Consider the following 22517-nt stretch of genomic DNA (forward strand, 5'->3'; position numbering starts at 1 on the left):
CAGGATCAAACTCTCCATAAAAGAAATTTGATTAGCTCAAATTGTTTTGCTGGCATCATGTTTGATGTCCAAAATTTTGTTTCGTTCACCAACTCGAGGTTAGCTACTAAAAACTTTATTGATTACGTTTTGCTTGTTCAGTTTTCAAGGTTCATTTCGTTGTCGTTTCATTTCGACAACTTTTACATCATAACATTTCTCGTCTTCGTTGTCAACTCTTTTTTCTAGAAGTTTTTTTAACTTCTTTTCTAAAAGCGACAACTCTTATATAATATCAATCTAGGATTTCAATGTCAACATCTTTTTTGATGTTCTTTTCAATCCGTTTTATTTCTTACGTCGTCTTAACGACAAGTAATAATTTATCATGATTCAATTACAATCGCAAGTGTTTTTCGCTATAAAATTATCTTTTTTATAAAAATAGAATTAGTGAGCTATTTTACGTTTTTTCGAGCACTAAATAATTCTTATAATCTTCTATCTATCACTTTATTTGTTTTACTATACATCTCTTTCTCATAAATCTCAACAAACTAAATAAGGAGCTATATAAATAAACCCTTATTAAAGAACACTTCCTCAAGCTTTCCTTGAAAGAGCATCAACGATCACACACACATTGTAACGCGCCATTGCCCTTACAAATTACTCAATCGCGAAAAAAAGGAGCCAAAGTGGTTCTCCTGCACCTCGACTCCTACTTATTCATGTTTGTTACTTCTTTAACTTTATTGTTCTGCTACAAAATAACAAGAAAAAAGAAATCCGAATAAGATACAATAATATGTTCCCTTTTCAAATGCGGTTTGTTTTTTAAATTAAATCTAAAAATCTACTAATTTAATCATTTTGTTTATCAACTATATCTAGGCACCAAGAGAAATTATCCCAAGCCGAATACCAGCCGCTGAAAATTTCAGAGGAATCATCCCAACGGACATCGAATTTCTTCTGACCGTCTATATCCACTAAATATAAAGTAAGATTTGGATCTGACTTAGAAACCGCCAATTTCATACCATTCTCAAGCTCTTCTTCAGTTAACAGGACATCTGAAACCGATCGTACCTGTGCCTGTTCAAATACTTGTTTGTTAAAGATTTTATAATTCATTATAAGCCTCCAATAAAACTTTTGATAATGTCTATTTCTATTTAATCTGCAAATTATAGAACTCTAAAAGTATACCTTATATTCATTCATCATTTAAATACTCTACTTAATTCTTTCTAATTTATTTCATTTGCAGAAGATGCAAAACAGGAGTCTTAGTGCTTCTTCTGCACCTCGACTCCTGCTTATTCAAGATAACCTTTTAATAAAGCTTTCTTTTTCTAGTTCGACTACCGCTTTTTATCCCGAGTAGTAGTTGTGCTATATTCTTTTAAAACTATTATTTAGTAGTATGGCGCATTGTTGGGAATAATAATACGTCGCGAATTGATGGTGAATTTGTAAGAAGCATGATTAAACGGTCGATACCAATACCTAATCCACCTGTTGGAGGCATACCGTATTCTAATGCTTCAATGAAATCATTGTCCATCTCGTGTGCTTCATCATTACCAGCTGCTTTTTCAGCTAACTGAGCTTCAAAGCGCTCACGTTGGTCAATTGGATCATTTAGTTCTGTAAAGGCATTTGCATGCTCGCGTCGAACGATAAATAGTTCGAAACGATCTGTGAAACGCTCGTCCTCTGGGTTTTTCTTTGCTAGAGGTGAGATTTCTACTGGATGACCATAAACAAATGTAGGCTGAACAAGAGTCTCTTCAATCTTTTGCTCGAAGAACTCGTTAATAATATGCCCTACCTCATGTGTTTCTTTAACTTCTACTCCATGTTCTTTAGCAAGTGCTTGAGCTTGCTCCTTAGTCATAGGTTGCCAGAAGTCTACACCTGTAGCTTCTTTTACCGCATCTACCATATGAACTCGTTTCCAGCCTACAGCAAGATTAATTTCATCTTCACCGTATTGAACTGTAGTAGTACCTAAAACTTCTTGAGCTACATGAGCAATAAGGGTTTCTGTTAGAGACATAATATCTTTGTAGTCTGCATAAGCTTCATACAGCTCTATCATTGTGAATTCAGGGTTGTGGCGTGTTGAAATCCCTTCATTTCGGAAAACACGACCAATTTCATATACTTTCTCTAGTCCACCAACAATTAGACGTTTCAAATGCAGTTCGATTGCAATACGCATATATAATTCCATATCAAGTGCATTATGGTGTGTAATAAACGGACGAGCCGCTGCACCACCAGCAATTGTATGAAGCATTGGTGTTTCTACTTCTAAATATCCTGCATTATCTAAATGATTGCGAATAGCACGGATAATTTTAGAACGTGTAATGAATGTAGTTTTACTATCCTCATTCGTCATTAAATCTAAATAACGTTGACGGTAACGTTGTTCAACATCTTGTAAGCCATGGAATTTTTCTGGCATAGGGCGTAAAGCTTTTGATAGGAATGTAAATTCTTCAGCTTTAACTGAAAGCTCTCCTACTTGTGTTCGGAATACATTACCGCGAATACCTACGATATCGCCTAGGTCAGCTTGTTTAAATAATTCATATGCTTCTTCGCCAACATGATCCTGACGAACGTAAATTTGAATTTGGCCACCTAAATCTTGAATATGTGCAAAGCCAGCTTTTCCTTTACCGCGTTTCGTCATAATACGACCCGCAATAATTACCTCTTGTAGGTTTTCCTCTAGCTGCTCTTTTGTTTGATCTGCAAATTGTTCACGCACTTCCGTTGATAAATGCGTACGTTCAAAACGGCTACCAAATGGATCTTGACCATTTTCTCGAATAGCCGTCATTTTTTGGCGTCTCACCAAAAGCTGATCATTTAATTCTTCTATGTTTGACACTTGTTTCACTCCTTATTAAATTGTCCGCGTTGCGTTTACGTCCATAATATTTCTATTGTACACAATTTTATTGCTGTAATCATCTGTTTCGATTTAATTTCCATAAGAGAATAAATGATTAATAATTCTAAAAATTAAAGTTGACAAAAAAATAGACGTCCCAAAACGAACGGTGAGACGCCTCTTAAACTTAATCAATTTAACTTCTTTCAGCGGATGTTTGGACACCCGCTGAAAGAAGTTAAATAATTAATTCTTTTGCTTCCGGTACTATTAATGTAGATTCAAGCTCTTCATAGTCTTGTACAATTCCATTTAATAGCGCACGAAGATCTACCGCAGTTTCTGTTTGGTTAATCGCATTACGCGCCTTACCATTACCGCGAATACCTTTTAAATACCATGACGCATGTTTACGCATTTCACGTACCGCCACAGATTCGCCTTTTAATTGCATAAGGCGTTCAAAGTGAAGTAAACACACATCAATTTTTTCACGTACACTAGGCTCTTCTTTCAGCTCACCAGTTTCAAGGTATTGAACTGTACGATAAATCATCCATGGATTACCTAGAGCAGCGCGTCCAATCATTACTGCATCCACCCCAGTAGTATCAAGCATACGTTTTGCATCTTGAGGAGTTTCTACATCACCATTACCAAGCACAGGAATTTTTACATTTTCCTTCACTTGACGAATGATATCCCAATTTGCTTTTCCTTCGTACATTTGTACACGTGTACGTCCATGAACAGCTATTGCTGAAGCACCAGCACGTTCGGCAGCTTGTGCGTTCTCAACAGCAAAGATATGCTCGTCATCCCAACCAATACGCATTTTTACGCTGACAGGTTTTTTTACTGCATCTACAACAGCCGCTACCATTTCATATAATTTATTTGGATCTAAAAGTAAACGAGCGCCCGCTTCACATTTAATAATTTTATTAACTGGGCAGCCCATATTAATATCGATGATATCGGCAGTTGTGTTTTCATCTACATACTTGGCCGCTTCCACTAGTGTTGCCTTATCACCGCCAAAAATTTGCAATGAAAGTGGATTTTCACGCTCATCGATATAAAGCATGCCTAGTGTTTTTTCGTTCTTCTGGACAATCCCTTTATCACTAATCATTTCTGCATATACTAGCCCTGCTCCGAACTCCTTAACAGTTAAACGGAAAGCAGAGTTACAGATTCCTGCCATTGGCGCTAATACGACACGGTTGTCCATGACTATATCGCCAATTTGAAACGGCTTCTCAGTTGTCTGACTCAACGATGTTTCCCCCTTCTATAGGTTTTCACCTATTTCTATATATATATCTATCGTTAATGCAATACAATTAAATATGCCTCGGCATAATTGCGTCCAGAGGCTTTAACTTAAGAATTAGAAACTTAATTAACGGACTGCATAATTTTCAGCTCTGCTGATGCTTGCCATAAAGTTACGCCTTCCTCTTCACAATCCATCTGTTGCATTATACCATGTGCCCTTTGCAGCTGTTTTCCTACTGGTGCAGGCGTAATTTCTATCAATGGTACTAATACGAAAGCTCGCTCGTACATTCTTGGATGTGGAACAATTAAGCTCTCTGTTTCAATATTTTCGTGATTGTAGAGCAAAATGTCAAGGTCAATGATTCGTGGGCCCCATCGAAATTCACGAACACGCCCTAATTCACTTTCAACCCATTGGCAAATTTTCAGCATTTCAGAAGATGAATAACTCGTTTTAATATGAACAGCAATATTTAAAAAGTCTGCTTGGTCCGTGTAGCCGACAGCAGCTGTTTCATAAACTGAAGAAATGTGTACAACTTCAATTTCCGCTTTTCCCTTTAAAAGTTTAACAGCATGCTGTAGGTTTTCTAACCGATCTCCCATATTTGTACCAATCGATAAATACACATCATTCATTAGTATTCACCTCTCGTTACCTCTACCGATACTTCTTTATAATAGCCATGGATTGGTGGGTCTGGTTTAATAAGCTCCACGCGAACACCCTTAACCTTTTCTGTATATGTCTCTAAAATACTGTTTGCTATTTTTAATACAAGTGCTTCAATAAGCTTGAACTGCTCGCCTTCTACGATATCACGGCATAACGCATAAACCTCTGCATAGTTCACCGTATAATTTAAGTCATCTGTCTCTCCAGCCTTTGTCATATCTACAGCAAGTGAAACATTCGCACGGAAGCGTTGACCGAGTGTTGTTTCCGCTGCTAAAACACCGTGATAGCCGTAAAACTGCATATCCTTTAAATGAATATAGTCCATTACGCTTCCTCCTTATACGTACGCTTACCAACTAAAATATCAGCCATATGTGTAGCTCGCGCCATTTCCTTTACATCATGCACACGAATCATATGACAGCCTTTTTCAATACCGTAAACAACTGTTGCTCCTGTACCTTCTATACGCTCCTCGACAGGTAGCTTTAAGACATTACCAATCATTGATTTACGCGAAGTCGCTAGCAAAACAGGATAACCCATTGCTACTAAATCTTCTAAATGCTGCATCATTTCTATATTTTGAGCGGTAGTTTTCGCAAAGCCTATGCCCGGATCTAAAATAATATGATGATCCGGTACACCTGCATTCCGGGCAATAGCAATACTCTTCTCTAAGTCGGCTTTTGCCATCATCCAAAAATCAGTACCATAATCAGTGTTGTCTCGATTATGCATTAAAATAATCGGTACATTTAAGTCTGCAGCTACCTGAGCAATCTCAGGTTCAGCTTGCGCTCCCCAAATGTCATTAATAATATGAGCACCCGCTTCAATGGCTGCACGCGCTACGTTCGCTTTATACGTATCAACCGAAATAATTGCTGGTACTTCAGCTGCTAACGCTTGGATAACCGGTACAATTCGTGCAATTTCATCCTCATCAGAAATACGTTCATAACCTGGCCGTGTCGATTCTCCACCAACATCAATAATTTTTGCACCCTCAGCTACCATTTTTTTCGCTTGTGCAACAGCAGCTTCAACGTTATTGTACTTTCCTCCATCTGAAAATGAATCCGGTGTGACATTTAAAATACCCATCACAAAAGTTTCTGCTGTATAGTCTAACGTGATACCGTTTATAGTTAATGGTGTTGTATATTTTTCTAGCATATTAACTCTCCTTCTATTCTTGTCCCACTTCATTGACAAATGCTTCATGTAAACGCGAATAAACAGGCCCTTTATTGCCTAATAACTGCTTGCTCTCTAAGTTAAGAATTGGAACAAGCTCTTGTATAGAGTTAGTAATAAAGCACTCTGAACTTTGCTCTACATCCTCTTTAGTAAAGAAACCTTCTTTTACCTTAATCCCTAGAGAGTGTGCTCGCTCAACTACCCACGCTCGGATAATACCAGGTAAAATACCAGTCTCTAAGGAAGGCGTATATAGTATATCATCTTTCATCCAAAAGATATTTGATGTTACACCTTCAGCAACAAAGCCCTCTTCCGTTAAAAAGAAGCCCTCTTGTTGCGCCAAAGATGGCATCTCAAAACGCCCAAGAACGTTATTGCCATAATGGTGCGATTTCACTCGAAGCCCTTTTTCAGGAGTATTACGCGGTGTTACAAGCCATTGTGCGTTTTTTTCCATACCTCGAGGTGTATCATGTAATTCTTTACGAAAAACAATAACATTCGGTTGTCTATATTCAGTTGGCTGTAAACCGATACTATGCTCTCCAGCTGAGACATTTATACGAAAATACCCATCCTGTCCATTGACCTGTTCATTTAACAGCTGAACAACCTTCAGTAAATCCTCGTCAGTATACGGCATATGAATACGATATTGAGAAAGTGCGGTTTGAAGCCTTTCCATATGTGCTTCCCAGCAAAACACCTTGCCCTTATACGTTCGGAACGTTTCAAAAAAGCCTAACCCATATAAAAATCCATGATCAAATGGTGAAATACGCAAATCCTGCGCCGCTATGTAGTCTCCATTCATCCAGCACAGCATTTACTTCGCTCCCTCAACATACAAATCTATAAACTGGTGTAGAAGCTTTTTACCTTGCTCCGTCATAATCGATTCAGGATGGTATTGCACTCCCTCAATTGGATAGTCCTTATGACGAATGCCCATAATTTCGCCTTCTTCTGTCCATGCCGTCACTTCAAAACATGCTGGTAATGTTTCTTTTTCTACAATTAAGGAGTGGTACCGAGTAGCTTCAAATGGATTTGGCATCCCCTTATGCAAACCTATTTCAACATGTAGCACAGGTGATGTTTTACCATGCATCAAACGCTCAGCCCGTATGACATTCCCTCCGAATACTTGGGCAATGGCTTGATGACCAAGGCAAACTCCTAAAATCGGAATATTTCCCGCGAAATACTTAATAATGTTCAGACTTTCACCCGCTTCATTTGGGCTACATGGCCCTGGAGAAATGACAATCATGTCTGGTGCAAGCTGCTCAATATCTTTCACCGTCAATACATCATTTCTTTTTACCACTAATTCATGACCAAATCCCCCAAAATACTGTACTAGGTTATACGTAAAAGAATCGTAGTTATCAATCATTAAAATCATTTTGCTCGCTCCTCTGCCATTGCCTTTGCCTGCCACATCGCCTTCGCTTTATTTAAAGATTCTTGGTATTCTCTTTCCGGAACAGAATCAATAACAATACCTGCTCCTGCCTGAATATGCGCTACTCCATCTTTAACAAATGCTGTACGAATAACAATATTAAATTCCATATCCCCTGTGAAGCCTAACCAGCCAATTGAACCCGTGTATAACCCTCGTCTTACAGGCTCTAATTCTTCAATAATCTCCATCGTACGAATTTTCGGTGCACCTGTTATTGTGCCACCTGGGAACATAGCGCGGATAACGTCTGCATTGGTTTTCCCTTCAGCTATTTCCCCTCGTACATTGGAAACAATGTGCATTACGTGTGAATAGCGTTCAATCACCATGAACTCATCTACTTCAACCGTCCCATATGTAGATACTCTTCCTAAATCATTACGCTCTAAATCAACAAGCATTACATGTTCAGCACGTTCCTTATCGTTATCAATCAATTCCTGCGCTAATGCTAAATCCTCTGCCTCCGATTTCCCTCTTGGGCGTGTACCAGCAATTGGTCGAGTAGACAACTCTTTACCATGACGCTTCACCAATAGCTCTGGTGAACCAGAAACGACAGCAAAATCGGGCGCTTCTATATAAGCCATGTAGGGTGAAGGATTAAATGCACGTAACGCTTCATATACATCCATTGCAGTTGCGTTTAACTTTTTGGATTGACGTACCGACAAATTCACTTGAAATACATCACCTTGCGCTATGTATGTTTGGATTTTACTTACCGCTTCCTCAAAAGCAGTCCCAGCAAATGATACTAACAATTCACTTTCGTCATTTACTATTTCTACAGCGCTTGTTTTTTCAAATTTACGTGTAAGCAATCCTTCTTGCGCTGCCCCTTGCCACACATTAGCCCATTCTTCCAAATCTACGTGACAATCAGCTAGCTTCATAAGCGTTACTTTATTTGTTTTCACATCGTGTACTGCCCAGCAATCAAATATATAAAAATAGATATCTGGTATATGTAAATCATCTACAGCAGTATTAGGTAACACTTCAATTTTACGAGCATAATCGTATGCAACAAACCCGATAGCTCCACCTTGAAAAACAGGAAGCTCCGCATTATATGAAATGTGATAGTTCTTCACTAATTTCTCTAACAAAGCAAGAGGTTCACCGATTAAACTTTCAGTCTCACCATTTCTCCAATTTACAAGCAAACCATTTTCGACCGATTGTGCTGTAGCTAGCGGATTCCAAGCAGCTATTGTAAAATGTCCTCCGCGTCCACTTTCTAAAAACACATGTGCTTGTTCTGCTTCTGTTTGCTTCTTATAACTATAAAAAAACGAGTCTGCATCCATCGATATTGTTTTCGTCAGTATTGTCTTCAAGTTGCTATTCCCCTTTAAGTCATATGATGTGATTCCATCTTAACTTGAATATTGCCTGGAAGCGAATATTTTTCAATAGTCTCGATCAATTTAATTGCTGAATATTTCTACATCAGAGCGGTTATGAACAAATGTGCTAAAGCGCTCATTTCCATAATAGATTTAGATTCTTTATCAAATAAAAAAAAGACTCCTCGTTAAAGGAGCCTTACGTACAAATAATTAGATTAGTCTTCGAATTGATATAAAGGTGTTGATAAATAACGTTCCCCATTAGAAGGTACGATTGCAAGAACATTTGAGCCCTTACCTAAACGTTTTGCTGCCTCAATAGCAACGTGAATAGCTGCACCTGATGAAATACCGCATAAGATACCTTCTTCACGTGCTACTTTACGAGCTACCTCGAAAGCAATCTCATTTTCGACTGGGGATACAGAAGAATAAACATCTGTATCTAACACTTCAGGTACGAAGCCAGCTCCGATACCTTGAATTTTATGAGGCCCTGGTTGACCGCCAGAAAGTACAGGTGAATCTTTTGGCTCAACTGCAATAATTTCAATATCTGGGTACTTCTCTTTTAGCACAGCGCCTGCACCCGTAATTGTACCGCCCGTACCAACACCAGATACAAATGCATCTAATTTTAAACCTTCAAATGCTTCTACAATTTCTGGACCAGTTGTTAAACGGTGGACAACAGCATTAGCTGGGTTCGTGAATTGTTGTGGTAAGAAGTAGCCATGCTCAGCAGATAATTCTTCCGCCTTAGAAATTGCACCTTTCATACCTGCTGGTCCAGGTGTTAATACAAGCTCTGCACCATATGCACGTAATAAGTTGCGACGCTCTAAGCTCATTGTTTCTGGCATTACTAAAATAGCTTTATAGCCTTTAGCTGCAGCAATCATCGCAAGACCAATACCTGTATTTCCAGAAGTAGGCTCAATAATTGTACCACCTGGCTTTAATGTACCGTCTTTCTCAGCTGCTTCAATCATCGCTAAAGCTAAACGGTCTTTCACTGAGCTGCCCGGGTTAAAATATTCTAATTTTACATAAACAGTACCTTCATTTTCACTTGTTGCATGATTTAATTTAACAATTGGTGTTTTACCAACTAATTCAGCTACTGAGTTCGCTAATCTACTCATTTATCAATCCACTCCTAATCCCTACTAATTTTATAGGTTTTACTTATTTTGATTTTATCAATTTTTCCATTCGATTGTCAATAAATATAACTTATATTTTCAGAATATTTATTGCAACCAATCTAAACTAGGGTAAACAAAAAATCCGCTCAATATCCTAGGGAGCCTTTACTCTGTTGACGCTAAACGTCTGCAGGGGTTTCCCTGGCTCACTTTTCCCGCAGATATCTTGCAGATTCTTTAAGCTCATTTCAGAGCATGTTATTTACCTTTTTTCGCTTCTCCGTAATACCAAGTTGCATTGAATTCAGACCAAAATGATTCCGGTGTAACATGTTGTGGCAATTGCTCTAAAGCAAGCTCACGTTCAATATGTTCTTTCACATCGTCATATGTAAAGGATTGTCCTTCTGTTATCTCTTGAACTTGTACAATTCCATAATGACCGTTCGCAAGTTTAAATGCTTTACTAACCTCTCCTGCTTTTAAAGCCTTCACTGCTTTTAAAATGGCAGGATCGACATTTTCCTGTTTTTCAGTGAGGAAACCAATATCTCCGCCTAAGCTAGCTGACGCACTGTCTACTGATATTTCACGTGCTAGCACAGAAAAATCAGAGGCATCTTTCATTTCACTTAATGCTTCCTCAGCAGCTTTTTTTGAATCCACTTCTATAAAATTCGTACGATAGCTTGTTTTTGTATTGTACAGCGCCTGATTTTCCTCATAATATTTTTCAATACTACCTTCTTTTATAACCACGTCTTTCGTCAGTACCTTATCCAAAATAAGCTGTGAGCGAATTTTTTGTCGCAGTTGCTCTGATGAAAGGTTTTGCATTGCAGTATCAAATTTATCTTGAGCAGAACGCATTAAGGCTAATTCTAAATCAATCTCCTTATCCGATACTTGTATTTTAAACTTTTTAGCTGCCTTTTCCATCACAGATTCATTCACTAAGTTTTGTAGCGTCTCTTTACCATAGCGTTCTTCCATGGCAACCATCCACTCTTGACGTGTAATAATATCCCCGTCAACGGCAGCGACTTGCTCGTCGCTACCAATTTCCTGGTCTTTATTAGGGATTAACCAAGCAATAATCCATAAAATATTTCCTAATAATAAGATTGCAATAACTGTTAAAGCAGGTTTTGTCTTAAGACGGCGTTGCAATAAGGGCGTTTGATTGGGTATTGCAGCGGATAAAGGTCGTCGATTACGCTTTGAGCTCATCGATAAATCCTTCTAACTCTTCTTTTGAGAAATGGTATGTTTCTAAACAGAAGTGACATTGTGCTTCTGCTTCGCCATCCTCTTCAATCATTTCTCGAATTTCCTGTGTCCCTAACCCTAAAATCGCTGCACCAAATCGCTCTTTTGAACATTGACATTTAAATTCTACAGGCATGGAATCTAAAATTTGTAGATGACCTTTTCCTAATACAGCTTCTAAAATTTGCTCCGGTGTAAAACCTTTTTCAATCATTTTTGAAACAGGCTCTAAAGTAGCAAGATGCTGCTCAATTTCATTGATAGTCTCTTCATCACAGCCAGGCATTAATTGAAGGATAAAGCCACCAGCTGCAAGAATTGTGTTATCAGGATTTACTAAAACCCCTAATCCAACTGATGAAGGCACTTGCTCTGACGTAGCGAAATAGTAAGTAAAGTCCTCAGCAATTTCCCCTGATACAATTGGTGTTTGTCCAGAGAACATGTCTCTCAAGCCAAGATCTTTTACGACTGTTAATGCACCCTCTGTTCCAACACCTGCTCGAACATCAAGCTTACCGTGCTCGTTTAAATCGAAATGAACGTGAGGATTTGTTACAAAGCCACGCACTTCACCCTGCGCGTTACTGTCAATTACTATTGGGCCGATTGGACCGTTCCCCTCAATTTTAACAGTGATTTTTTCCTCACCTTTTAACATGGCACCCATCATCACCGCAGCAGTCATAGAACGACCAAGGGCTGCCGACACAACAGGCCATGTATTATGACGACGTTGCGCTTCTCCTACAGTTGCTGTTGTACAAGCTGCAAAAACGCGAACCTGTCCGTTGAACCCTAAACCTCGTACTAAATAGTCTTTCATAAATGAAATGTCCCTCATTTCTTATTGATTGCGTTTATATAGCTTATATAAGCCTTTTAATGTTAAAAACGGGTCAACTACATCAATAGCTTGCGTCTCCCCAGCAATTAAATTTGCTAATCCTCCAGTAGCAATTACTAAAGGCTCTTCCTTACTTTGTGCTTTCATGCGATTAACAATTCCCTCAACTTGTCCAACAAAGCCATAAAAAATTCCGGCCTGCATCGCAGATACGGTTGTCTTTCCAACAATATGTGTAGAGCGCAATATTTCAATACGCGGCAATCTAGCTGCCTGTGTATAGAGCGCCTCCGTTGAAATCGAAATACCCGGAGCGATAGCACCACCCATATAATCGCCCTTTTCGTTTAAGTAACAATATGTTGTGGCAGTACCAAAATCAACAATAATCAGTGGTGCTTTATAAACATCAAGAGCTGCAATAGCGTTCACTATGCGGTCTGAGCCAACTTCACGTGGGTTTTCATATTTAATATTCAATCCTGTTTTCACACCTGGTCCTACAACGAGCGGTTTTTTACGAAAATACTTTTGACACATCGCTTCTAACGAAAACATTATTGGTGGTACAACAGAGGATATAATAATGCCTGTAACCTGTTCAAATGAAATGCCTGCATGATTAAAGAAAGATAATACTTGCATTGCGTATTCATCTTCTGTTTTATGAAGGTCTGTCACCATACGCCAATGGAAGGCCAATTGATCGTTATCATCATAGACACCTAATACGATATTCGAATTTCCTGCATCTAAAACTAAAATCATGGACGATGCCTCCTATTTATTGCCCCTCATCGTAATTGTACCTGTCACTATGTGATTGATACAACTAAAACAATGCATACTCATGCACAAAAAGTAAAGATCAATTATACCTCGGCATAATTGCGTCCGGAATCGGAAAGAAGTTAAAACACTTTAGAAAATGATACCACACTTTTATTCCTATGAAATAGCATACATGCTCACTTCAAAAAGGAGCCACCTTCATATTAGGTAGCTCCATTCATATTATTTTAAATTCGAGCCGCTTCGCTCCGTGCAGGGTCTCGCCTGTCTCGCTTTCCCACGGGAGTCGAGTAGCCTTCCACTCCAATCAGCAATAGTGAAGAACTTTTATAAAATTTATGCATTTCGTTGTTGCTGTCGCACAGACAAAACCCTTTTGCTATAAAACTACATGTCAGAGGATACTTGCTATGTGAATCAGTTGATTTACTTTGTTAAAACGTATGTCATGTGATTTGGTTGATTGGAGTGGAGACTGGGCGACTCCTTGGGGATCAGCGTCACAGATGAGACCCTGGAGCGAGCCAATAGAGGAACGAAGGCTAAGAGCATCACGTCCTGTGATAACGCCTTCGAGACCAACTTCGTGTTGGCCCAAGCGGCAGCGGCAAATGTTTTATCTGTGCGAAAGCGAAGCGTCAGCAACAAAGCGCCCAGTCGGAATCGGAAACCAACCCCTCGTTTTGCCGAAGAGCCATACTATGAAAAAGGGGCTACCCCATATTGGTAGCTCCTTTCATATTATTTAAAATTAAATTTTTCTGGGTCTGGTCCGCAACGTAGGCCATCATTTAGTGCATCTAACTGGGCCATTTCTTCCTCTGTTAATGCAAAGTCAAAAACCGTTAGATTTTCCGTCATGCGTGCAGGAGTCATTGTTTTGGGAATAGTGACTACACCATGCTGCACATCATAGCGTAAGACAATTTGCGCTGGCGTTTTGCCATATTTAGAAGCTAGCTGCTGAATCAATGATTCTTCCAATAAAGAACCATTCATCAGTGGTGACCATGCTTCTACCTGTATTCCTTTTTCCTTACAATATGCACGAACTTCCTCTTGAGTTAAGTGCGGATGAAATTCAATTTGATTAATAACAGGAATAACTGATGTTTCCTTTAATAAATTTTCTAAATGGTGGACATGGAAATTACTAACACCGATTGATCGTACACGTCCATCCTGATAGATTTTTTCAAGCGCTTTATAAACATCAACATAATTTGTATCTATACCCGGCCAGTGAACTAAATATAAATCTAAATAATCTAATCCTAATTTTTCTAAACTACTATCATAAGCTACAAGTGTTTCTTCATAGGAGAGTCCATCATTCCAAACCTTTGATGTTACGAATAGTTCTTCACGTGTTACTAAGCCCTCGTCAATCGCTGCACGAATTCCTCGTCCAACACTCTCTTCATTGCGATATACTTGAGCTGTATCAATGCTACGGTAACCTCTTGCAATAGCTGTTTTTACCGCCTCAGCCAAGTCATCCCCTTCAGGTACTCGAAAAACGCCATAGCCGATTAACGGCATTTCTAAACTATTATTCAATGTTACGTTTCTCACGTTTCAACACTCCTATCTATTTTGGTCCTAAAATCTTAAAGAACCTATATTACGCAGCTGCGTAATATAGGTTCTATCGTAATACCTAAGGCCGAAAAAAGGCAAAGAAAAAGACTGCTTACTAAAATCGTAAACAGTCTTTCCCATATTAATCACGCTTTTCATCAATACCTTTTGGTGTATCATTCGACTCTCGGCCTTCTTTAGGTAAATCAGCTGTTGTTGGATCTGGCTCATTGCTAAGTAATTCTTTTTTAACAGCCTGTTCACCAACTACATCTAATATTGGTTGAGCTTCAGCTTTAGGAGCTTTTTCAACAACCGGTTCTACCTCTGGTTCCGGTAAGACACCGTGATCACGTAAATGCTCGATTTCTTGCGCATTCAATGTTTCTTTTTTCATTAATGTGTTAGCAATTAAATCAAGTAATCCACGTTTTTCAGTTAGGATTCGTTTAGTACGCGCATATTGCGAATCGATAATTTTTTGCATTTCCTTATCAATTTCATAAGCGATTGAATCAGAGTAGTTTTGATCTGAATTAAAGTCACGACCAAGGAATACATTCCCACCCTGACTTGAACCAAACTGCATTGCACCAAGATTTTCACTCATACCATATTCAGTGACCATAGCACGTGCAATACTTGTTACTTTTTGGAAGTCATTATGTGCCCCAGTAGATACTTCTCCAAGTACGATTTCCTCTGCCACACGACCACCAAGAAGTCCTGCAATACGGTCTAATAGTTCTTGTTTTGTTGTGAAGAAACGTTCTTCCTTCGGTAACATAATCGCGTAACCTCCAGCTTGGCCACGAGGGACGATTGTTACTTTGTGTACTGTATCTGCTTCATCTAGCTCTAAACCAACAACTACGTGGCCGGCTTCGTGGAAGGATACAAGTTTCTTCTCTTTTGCTGAGTAAACGCGGCTAGCTTTTGCTGGACCTGCAATTACTCGGTCAGATGCCTCATCGATATCTGCCATATTAATTGTACGTTTACTTTTACGAGCAGCTACAAGTGCAGCTTCATTTAACAAGTTCTCTAAGTCGGCACCTGAGAAACCTGGTGTACGTTGTGCAACAGCAGCTAAATCTACTGTATCTGCTAAAGGTTTGTTGCGCGCATGTACTTTTAGAATCGCTTCACGACCTTTTACATCAGGGTGTCCCACTGTAATTTGACGGTCAAATCGACCAGGACGTAATAACGCTTTATCTAAAATATCTGGGCGGTTTGTTGCAGCGATAATAATAATACCTTCGTTTGCTCCGAAACCATCCATTTCAACTAACAATTGGTTCAGTGTTTGTTCACGCTCGTCATGGCCACCACCAAGACCTGCGCCACGTTGACGACCTACTGCATCAATCTCATCGATAAAGATGATACAAGGTGCATTTTTCTTTGCATTTTCGAATAAGTCACGAACACGTGATGCACCGACACCGACAAACATCTCTACGAAGTCAGATCCTGAAATCGAGAAGAATGGTACGCCTGCCTCACCTGCTACTGCTCGTGCAAGTAATGTTTTACCTGTACCAGGAGGACCTACAAGTAAGATACCCTTTGGAATTCGGGCACCAATTTCAGTAAATTTACGATGATCCTTTAAGAAGTCAACAACCTCTACAAGCTCTGCTTTCTCTTCATCAGCACCCGCTACGTCTGTAAAACGAACTTTTTTCTTCTGGTCGTCATAAAGTTTAGCTTTACTTTTACCAAAGCTCATCACTTTATTACCGCCACCTTGAGATTGACTCATTAGGAAGAAGAATAAGAAGATAATAATGATGAAAGGAATAATTCCTGTAAAGAATTGAATCCATCCACTTGTTTCTGGTGCTGTTAAATATTTAAAATTACTATTCGTATCTTTAGCAGCCTTATCGATGCGGTCCATTAAAGATTGGTTTTCACGAGGGATGTTTGTAGTAAAACTTTCCCCTTTTTCGTACCCCTTCATTGTACCTTCAACGATGTATACTGATTTATCAGGTTGAATTGTAGCACTTGTTATTTCTTTCTTATCTAGAGCTTCTTGAAACTCAGTATAAGATATCTCTTTCGTTGGTGCATTTCCACCATTGAAAGTACCAAAAATACCGATAATCACTAAGAAAATCAGTAAATAGAATATGGTATATCGAAATATTCGATTCATCTCCAGCCTCCTCATTACAAACAGAAAAATTATAAGTAAAATCTTAACATATCATGATTTCATCATACAACGAAAAGCCCTACATAAAAAAAGTTTCATGCGATTTTTGTCGAAATCGAAACATATTTATGCATTTATTCACTATGTTCCAGCGTAGTTGTATCTAACAACGTCCTAGATTTTTGAAGTAAGTAAAAAAAATCTATAACCTTCGCTGGAGACTCACTTTTCATAGCTGTTCTTTCGTTAATTAGAAAGAATAAACTTCTGGCTTTAAAATGCCGATATACGGTAAATTACGGTATTTTTCTGCGTAGTCTAAACCATACCCTACAACAAAACCGTCCGGTACTTTAAAACCAACATAATCAGCACCTAAGTCTACTTTACGACCTGATGGTTTATCTAACAATGTAACGATTTTGATGGATTTTGCTTTGCGGTATTTAAATAAGTCAACTAAATAGCTTAACGTTAAGCCGCTATCAATGATATCCTCGATGATTAATACGTCACGCCCCTCAACGCTTGTATTTAAATCCTTTAGAATTTTAACTTCCCCTGATGAAACTGTAGCATTACCATAGCTAGAAACATCCATAAAATCTAGCTCAATGAAAGAATCGAAGCGTTTCATCAAGTCTGTCATAAAAGGCATTGCCCCTTTTAAAACACCAACAGCTAACGGGAATGAATCTTTGTATTCCTCTGTCAATTGTGCTCCTAAATCAGCGATTCTTTCTTGTAATTGTTCTTCTGTAATCATAACTTTTTCGATGTCATTTTGTAACATAGCGATTCCTCCTCGTGTGTATAAAAAAATGTTCAACCATTTGCGGTGAAATTTTACAAAGACCTTAGTCTACGATGAGCACTGTATCATCGTTTGGTTGCGGAGAGATTGAAAAAAACATTCCCATACGCACACCAATTACCGCTACGACCTCATCAGATTGAGAAATCAGTAACGGCCAGCTATTTCGCTCATTTAAAGGAATCTTTTCATCTATAAAAAGGCGAGATAAGCGTTTTGGCTGATCCATTCCTTTTAACAGTATTTTGTCCCCTTCCTTACGCGCCCTAACATAGAGTGGAAGTTTGAGTTTGCTAGCGTTAAAATAAAAAAGTTGTGCAGTATCCGTCAGCATTTCAGACGATAAATCAGGCAACTCGACTACGCATAAACGTTCACCATTCGTCAGTGTTGTCCACCCATTAGCAGTCGAAATAATCTTTTTCTCAGGAGAAGCTTGACCTTCTAATGGCTCTTTCTTCTGAATCGTTAATTTTCCGTAACGGCGAACTGCTATAAAATCTTCTGGCAAGTGAACTTCAGCATACCCTGCTGTCGTATCACAAAGCTTTGAAATCGAAGTCAATAAAGCATAACTTTGTATCGTATTTGAATCTTTGTAAAGATAGTTTAATAGTATTAAAATGAGCCTCCTTTGTAAAGCAAGTGGTACCAATTGAAGAGCCTTAATTTCCATGCTATATGTATTTCCGTCTATTCTTTTTACTGTTCTAGAAAATACATCCTTCGCCAATGTCATTAAATAGGCATCGTCTTCTTGCAATTGTTTTGTAAAATGGGTTACCTGCTCTGTTACTCGTGGGTTTTCTACCTCCAACAAAGGCACCACATGATGTCTAAAACGATTGCGTACATAGGTGTCCTTAGCATTGCTAGCGTCTTCCCGATAATCTAAACCTTGCTTAAGTAAATATTCCCTTATTTCGGACTTTGTAACCGTTAAAAACGGACGAATTAATGTTTTTCCTACAAAAATTCGTTGTGAACGTATACCTTGCATACCATTTATCGTTGCATTTTTTGTCAGGGCCATTAATACTGACTCCAGTTGGTCGTCCGCATGATGTGCAGTTACAAGCTTGCTAGCATTTGTTTTTCCCATGACCTCTTTAAAATATTGATACCGTTCTCTACGACAAATAAGCTGCGTATTCCCATTTTCTAAAGCCATAATCTCTGGTATTGGAATTGCCTTTGCATATAAGTATACACCATACTCATCACAATATTTTTGGACAAAAGCTCTGTCCTCAGCAGATGCTTCACCTCTTAGCATATGATCCACATGTACGGCTTCTACCGTAATTCCCCATTGCTCTTTTGTTTTGACAAAATAATGGAGTAAAGCCATCGAATCCACTCCACCCGAAACGGCGATGAGAAGATGGTCGTCTTGCTGTAATAATTGCTCTTCTTCGATAAATTTTTTGACCTTTAATTCAAGTGACAAACGCTTCTCCTCCCCTTTTCGTTCTTTTTTATGATGAATTGCTCATAGAGTGTTGAACTGGCCTAAATACAGCCCATGTAGGTACAACATGTGTAACCTCCAGCATCAATACAGTGCAATCGTCTTCAATGGCATAGTAAGATTGGAAAGATTGCATAATCATTGTTAGTTTTTCCTGGATAGTTTTAGTAGTGCCTGCCACCTGCTGCGCATACGCTAAAAATGCCTCTTCTTGCTCGTCCCAATCATCAACGCTTGAAAATAATCCATCAGAGTGCATCAAAATTACATCGCCCGCTTTAAGCTTTCTTTTTTCAGCCTCGACTGCTGAAATGGATAAAAAACCTACTGGCGCTGCATGGCTTTCAACCTTCAGTACCTCTTTCCCACGTAAAATATACGTAGACATTCCCCCAGCCTTCCACGACCATAAATCACCGTGTTGTAAATCGACAAGTGCGAAATCAAGTGTTGCATACATATCATTTTGTTGCTTTAGGGACATGACATAATGCAACGTATGCATTGCAGTCTCTGGGTTCATATTGTAATTTAAACATTCCCGCATTAAATGTATTAACTTTCTACTCTCATGCTGTGCTTCTTTACTCTGACCCATACCATCTGATAATAAAATCGCAAATAGTCCTGGATGTAATTGAAATAATGCATGGGAATCACCCGAATATAATGTCGCATCTTTAGACATGCTGTATATATCATACTCTACTTCAAAGCTAATAGCTGATCTAAAGCTTACTTGAATGTGACGAAATGGTATATCACTTGCTACTACTTTTTCAATTTCAAATGGTTCTTCAAAAATGTCATATAAAATTGGCAGTATCATCCGTTCAGCTAATGTTGTGTCTTCCTCCCAGTTGACTCGTGCTGGTGCTAAAGCGCAGACAATTTTTCGCGCTCCCGGCTTATTACTTAGCACATCTAGTTGAAAACATTCAATATGTGCATCCTTTAATCGTTGGGTAATGTCCTTTTCCACACTAACGAATGAAATAGTCTCTTCTTTCATCTCCGCTATTAATTGATTTAGATGATTACTCATATCACGTAGCTGAAGCGCAATCATTTTCTTACCATGAAAATACTGTCCATTAATGCGCTCTCTGTACAGCTCCGTTTCCAATTCTTCGAAAATTTTCGTTGATTTCACGCATTTATAACGTATTTGTTCTTCGACACGATGAAGAGAAGAATCCTTCCCAACGCCCTTCATATGAAACCAGTCTGTTATAAGCTTGTCCATTCCGTTATTTTGCGCTCCCCAACAGCGATCATAGCGGAAACAGCTTAAGCATGTATTCATCGGTGACACTTCCCTCACCTCTTCTATTGGGGCCGTCATAAAGCGCTCAAACACAAGCTCCTTCATAAATTGTACAAAATGCTGAAAATGCTCTAATTTAAACGTAACATGCTCTGTTAACCAATTTTGACGGGCGAGTAAGACCTCCTCACGCTGCGGAAACAGCTTGTCCCGAACCTTATCAGAATATTTTTTCGGGATGGTTAGAAAAGCAATACTCCCAACAGCAATCGATGTAAAATAAACGCTATCTAACGGCAATGTTGCATCGTAAAATAAAAAAAACACACTTGGCAAAATACTACCAATTGCTACACCAAATCTTCCAATGCGAGCCCCCATCCCAGCACACAATCCCGTTAAGGTGGCTACAGACAGCATACCCGTAAATGAAAGTTTTGCAACACCTATGAGAGTCCCGAGCACGGCTCCGATAACCGTCGCTAATGGTACACTTCCTACTGATGCACCGAAGCAAATTAATAGTTGTAATAAAAAAATAGGCAGTGAAAAATAGCTAATGACAACTGCTTGCATTCCTGTAAGCATAGCAGCAAATACAACTAATCCAGAGCCTAGCTTCTCATAAGTCCAATGACTCGTAAACCATTCATAAGAATTGATAAACAACACTTGCATAAACAGTGTCATAATAAGAGCTAAAGCCGCTTCACAACCTACATAAAATTGCACAAGCACCGGTGGTAAACCTTGATACATAACTCCCTGCCACATTATTTGCACAAGTAGTACTGATAAGGAGACTGCTATACTTTGCGGTAGCTGCCAATAACGGAAGCGCATGATACATTCATATATGACGATTTGCAATGCTAAAATGAAGACTTGTCCAAGACCAAGGAAAAAACATCCTACCAGACTACCGAACAAAACATATTTGGGATATTCCTTATACTTTATTCGAATAATTGCCCAAAAAGGAACCGAGAAAGGTACGGCCGCTTCAAATACAACAGACTGGGCTAAAAAGAAGGATGTTAAAAAAAATAAAGAGCCGATTAGCAATTGCCTTTTTTTCACTCCTAATTTTTGTTCGTCTACATTTGCCGTGTTATACCATTCAATACTCGTCATTTCACTATCCCCTTTCTGCACTTTAAGAGCTATTATAAGAAATTATGTATGGAAAGATTGTCTGACGGTGACAGAAAAAAATATAAACATTTCGACGAATACATATGCATAAATACGAGAAATGGCAACAATTCCTACAAAAACTATCGGCTACACAAGATTAGAAACATCTCTTTTAATACGATAGGTTTTTAAAATTACGAAAATTCAAATAATGAAGTTCTACCTTCGTTACATGAGATACGTTACAAAATCTATCCCCTGAGAGGTCTAGTGTGTGTTCATCCTTACTTTTTCATTGGTCGATGCTCCCTATTTCGTCAAAATACTATAGTCAGCAGTTACACTGATACTTTTCTACTTAAGAACAAAAAGTTTGATAAATTTCCCATTTCAAGAAAATCCCCCTCTTTTCGTTAGCAACTCTTTAAATAATTTATAAAATCATATATTTTTATTAATTTTTTTTAAAAAACTACTTGACGTTAGTAACAAAGGCTTGTATTATTTAACTTGTTGTTAAAAAGAACGCGGAAGTAGTTCAGTGGTAGAACACCACCTTGCCAAGGTGGGGGTCGCGAGTTCGAACCTCGTCTTCCGCTCCATAATCTTAATGGCGGCCTAGCTCAGCTGGCTAGAGCGTACGGTTCATACCCGTAAGGTCGGGGGTTCGATCCCCTCGGCCGCCACCATAGTAGGCCCCTTGGTCAAGTGGTTAAGACACCGCCCTTTCACGGCGGTAACACGGGTTCGAATCCCGTAGGGGTCATCTCAAATAGGCGTCTCAGAATAATTTCTGAGGCGCCTATTTTTTGCAGGTTAGTAGTACAGCTTAAGCTTTAAAGTTGAATACTAAAAATATCACATTTATTTTTTACTGTCTGAGACCCTGGAGCAACCAATAACGGAAGTGCTGTGATAACGGCTTCATGACCAACTTCCCGTTGTTGTTGTTGCTACCGCTTCGCTTTCGCACAGACAAAACCCCGTTGTTGTTGCTGCCGCTTCGCTTTCGCACAGACAAAACCCCGTTGTTGTTGCTGCCGCTTCGCTTTCGCACAGACAAAACCCCGTTGTTGTTGCTGCCGCTTCGCTTTCGCACAGACAAAACCCCGTTGTTGTTGCTGCCGCTTCGCTTT

Annotated in this window: 19 protein-coding genes and 3 tRNA genes; 3 read left to right on the plus strand and 19 right to left on the minus strand. The window is 39.0% G+C overall.

Going from position 1 to position 22517, the window contains the following annotated elements; genetic code table 11:
* Nucleotides 1-843: 843 nt before the first annotated feature.
* The 18 genes from ACQKOF_RS23975 to ACQKOF_RS24060 form a co-directional block, all read right to left on the minus strand.
* Nucleotides 844-1116, minus strand: coding sequence for a hypothetical protein (locus ACQKOF_RS23975; RefSeq protein WP_053485351.1), 273 nt, complete (start codon nt 1114-1116; stop codon nt 844-846).
* A 280-nt stretch (nt 1117-1396) separates the two neighbouring features.
* Complete coding sequence (lysS, locus tag ACQKOF_RS23980) at nt 1397-2899, minus strand: lysine--tRNA ligase (RefSeq protein ID WP_427562613.1); 1503 nt, start codon at nt 2897-2899, stop codon at nt 1397-1399.
* A 232-nt stretch (nt 2900-3131) separates the two neighbouring features.
* Entirely contained in the window at nt 3132-4172 is a 1041-nt protein-coding gene (dusB, locus tag ACQKOF_RS23985) for a tRNA dihydrouridine synthase DusB (RefSeq protein WP_427562616.1), read from the minus strand.
* Between the two features lie 122 nt (nt 4173-4294).
* On the minus strand, nt 4295-4816 hold the full coding sequence (folK, locus tag ACQKOF_RS23990) for a 2-amino-4-hydroxy-6-hydroxymethyldihydropteridine diphosphokinase (RefSeq protein WP_427562619.1): 522 nt from the start codon (nt 4814-4816) through the stop codon (nt 4295-4297).
* Complete coding sequence (gene folB, locus ACQKOF_RS23995) at nt 4816-5181, minus strand: dihydroneopterin aldolase (protein ID WP_427562622.1); 366 nt, start codon at nt 5179-5181, stop codon at nt 4816-4818. Before folB ends, folK begins: the two co-directional genes overlap by 1 nt.
* The gene (folP, locus tag ACQKOF_RS24000; RefSeq protein ID WP_427562625.1) at nt 5181-6035 is read right to left on the minus strand and encodes a dihydropteroate synthase; all 855 of its coding nucleotides are present in this window, start codon (nt 6033-6035) and stop codon (nt 5181-5183) included. Before folP ends, folB begins: the two co-directional genes overlap by 1 nt.
* 13 nt (nt 6036-6048) lie before the next feature.
* A complete protein-coding gene (pabC, locus tag ACQKOF_RS24005; RefSeq protein ID WP_427562628.1) occupies nt 6049-6888 on the minus strand; it encodes an aminodeoxychorismate lyase in 840 nt (279 codons plus the stop codon).
* On the minus strand, nt 6889-7470 hold the full coding sequence (gene pabA / locus ACQKOF_RS24010) for an aminodeoxychorismate/anthranilate synthase component II (protein ID WP_427562631.1): 582 nt from the start codon (nt 7468-7470) through the stop codon (nt 6889-6891).
* On the minus strand, nt 7467-8876 hold the full coding sequence (locus tag ACQKOF_RS24015) for an anthranilate synthase component I family protein (RefSeq protein ID WP_427562634.1): 1410 nt from the start codon (nt 8874-8876) through the stop codon (nt 7467-7469). Before ACQKOF_RS24015 ends, pabA begins: the two co-directional genes overlap by 4 nt.
* Before the next feature lie 227 nt (nt 8877-9103).
* Complete coding sequence (gene cysK / locus ACQKOF_RS24020; RefSeq protein ID WP_427562637.1) at nt 9104-10033, minus strand: cysteine synthase A; 930 nt, start codon at nt 10031-10033, stop codon at nt 9104-9106.
* A 261-nt stretch (nt 10034-10294) separates the two neighbouring features.
* The gene (locus ACQKOF_RS24025; protein WP_427562640.1) at nt 10295-11266 is read right to left on the minus strand and encodes a peptidyl-prolyl cis-trans isomerase; all 972 of its coding nucleotides are present in this window, start codon (nt 11264-11266) and stop codon (nt 10295-10297) included.
* Nucleotides 11250-12131: an Hsp33 family molecular chaperone HslO gene (gene hslO / locus ACQKOF_RS24030; protein ID WP_427562643.1), complete on the minus strand. Its 882-nt coding sequence runs from the start codon at nt 12129-12131 to the stop codon at nt 11250-11252. The genes ACQKOF_RS24025 and hslO overlap by 17 nt, the downstream gene beginning before the upstream one ends.
* A 21-nt stretch (nt 12132-12152) precedes the next feature.
* Entirely contained in the window at nt 12153-12920 is a 768-nt protein-coding gene (locus tag ACQKOF_RS24035; RefSeq protein WP_370047860.1) for a type III pantothenate kinase, read from the minus strand.
* A 765-nt stretch (nt 12921-13685) separates the two neighbouring features.
* Nucleotides 13686-14519 (minus strand): aldo/keto reductase, encoded by an 834-nt coding sequence (locus ACQKOF_RS24040; RefSeq protein WP_427562646.1) that lies wholly within the window; start codon nt 14517-14519, stop codon nt 13686-13688.
* A gap of 148 nt (nt 14520-14667) precedes the next feature.
* Nucleotides 14668-16692, minus strand: a complete 2025-nt coding sequence (gene ftsH / locus ACQKOF_RS24045; RefSeq protein ID WP_427562649.1) for an ATP-dependent zinc metalloprotease FtsH — start codon at nt 16690-16692, stop codon at nt 14668-14670.
* A 250-nt stretch (nt 16693-16942) separates the two neighbouring features.
* Nucleotides 16943-17485 carry a hypoxanthine phosphoribosyltransferase gene (gene hpt, locus ACQKOF_RS24050; protein ID WP_427562651.1) on the minus strand — a complete coding sequence of 181 codons (543 nt, stop codon included), beginning with the start codon at nt 17483-17485 and terminating at the stop codon, nt 16943-16945.
* Nucleotides 17486-17549: 64 nt separating this feature from the next.
* On the minus strand, nt 17550-18956 hold the full coding sequence (gene tilS / locus ACQKOF_RS24055; protein WP_427562654.1) for a tRNA lysidine(34) synthetase TilS: 1407 nt from the start codon (nt 18954-18956) through the stop codon (nt 17550-17552).
* 28 nt (nt 18957-18984) lie between these two features.
* Nucleotides 18985-21378 (minus strand): SpoIIE family protein phosphatase, encoded by a 2394-nt coding sequence (locus ACQKOF_RS24060; RefSeq protein ID WP_427562657.1) that lies wholly within the window; start codon nt 21376-21378, stop codon nt 18985-18987.
* Between the two features lie 530 nt (nt 21379-21908).
* On the opposite strand from ACQKOF_RS24060, the gene ACQKOF_RS24065 reads away from it, so the two are divergent.
* The 3 genes from ACQKOF_RS24065 (at nt 21909) to ACQKOF_RS24075 (ending at nt 22147) form a co-directional block, all read left to right on the plus strand.
* Nucleotides 21909-21983: transfer RNA gene (locus tag ACQKOF_RS24065), tRNA-Gly, on the plus strand.
* A gap of 10 nt (nt 21984-21993) precedes the next feature.
* Nucleotides 21994-22070, plus strand: a tRNA-Met gene (locus ACQKOF_RS24070).
* A 5-nt stretch (nt 22071-22075) separates the two neighbouring features.
* Nucleotides 22076-22147, plus strand: a tRNA-Glu gene (locus tag ACQKOF_RS24075).
* A gap of 158 nt (nt 22148-22305) precedes the next feature.
* On the opposite strand, the gene ACQKOF_RS24080 is transcribed toward ACQKOF_RS24075, so the two are convergent.
* The coding region (locus tag ACQKOF_RS24080; protein WP_427562660.1) for a hypothetical protein at nt 22306-22517 on the minus strand (212 nt) is incomplete at its 5' end.

Source organism: Lysinibacillus sp. NPDC093190 (assembly GCF_050280425.1).
Classification (GTDB): domain Bacteria; phylum Bacillota; class Bacilli; order Bacillales_A; family Planococcaceae; genus Lysinibacillus.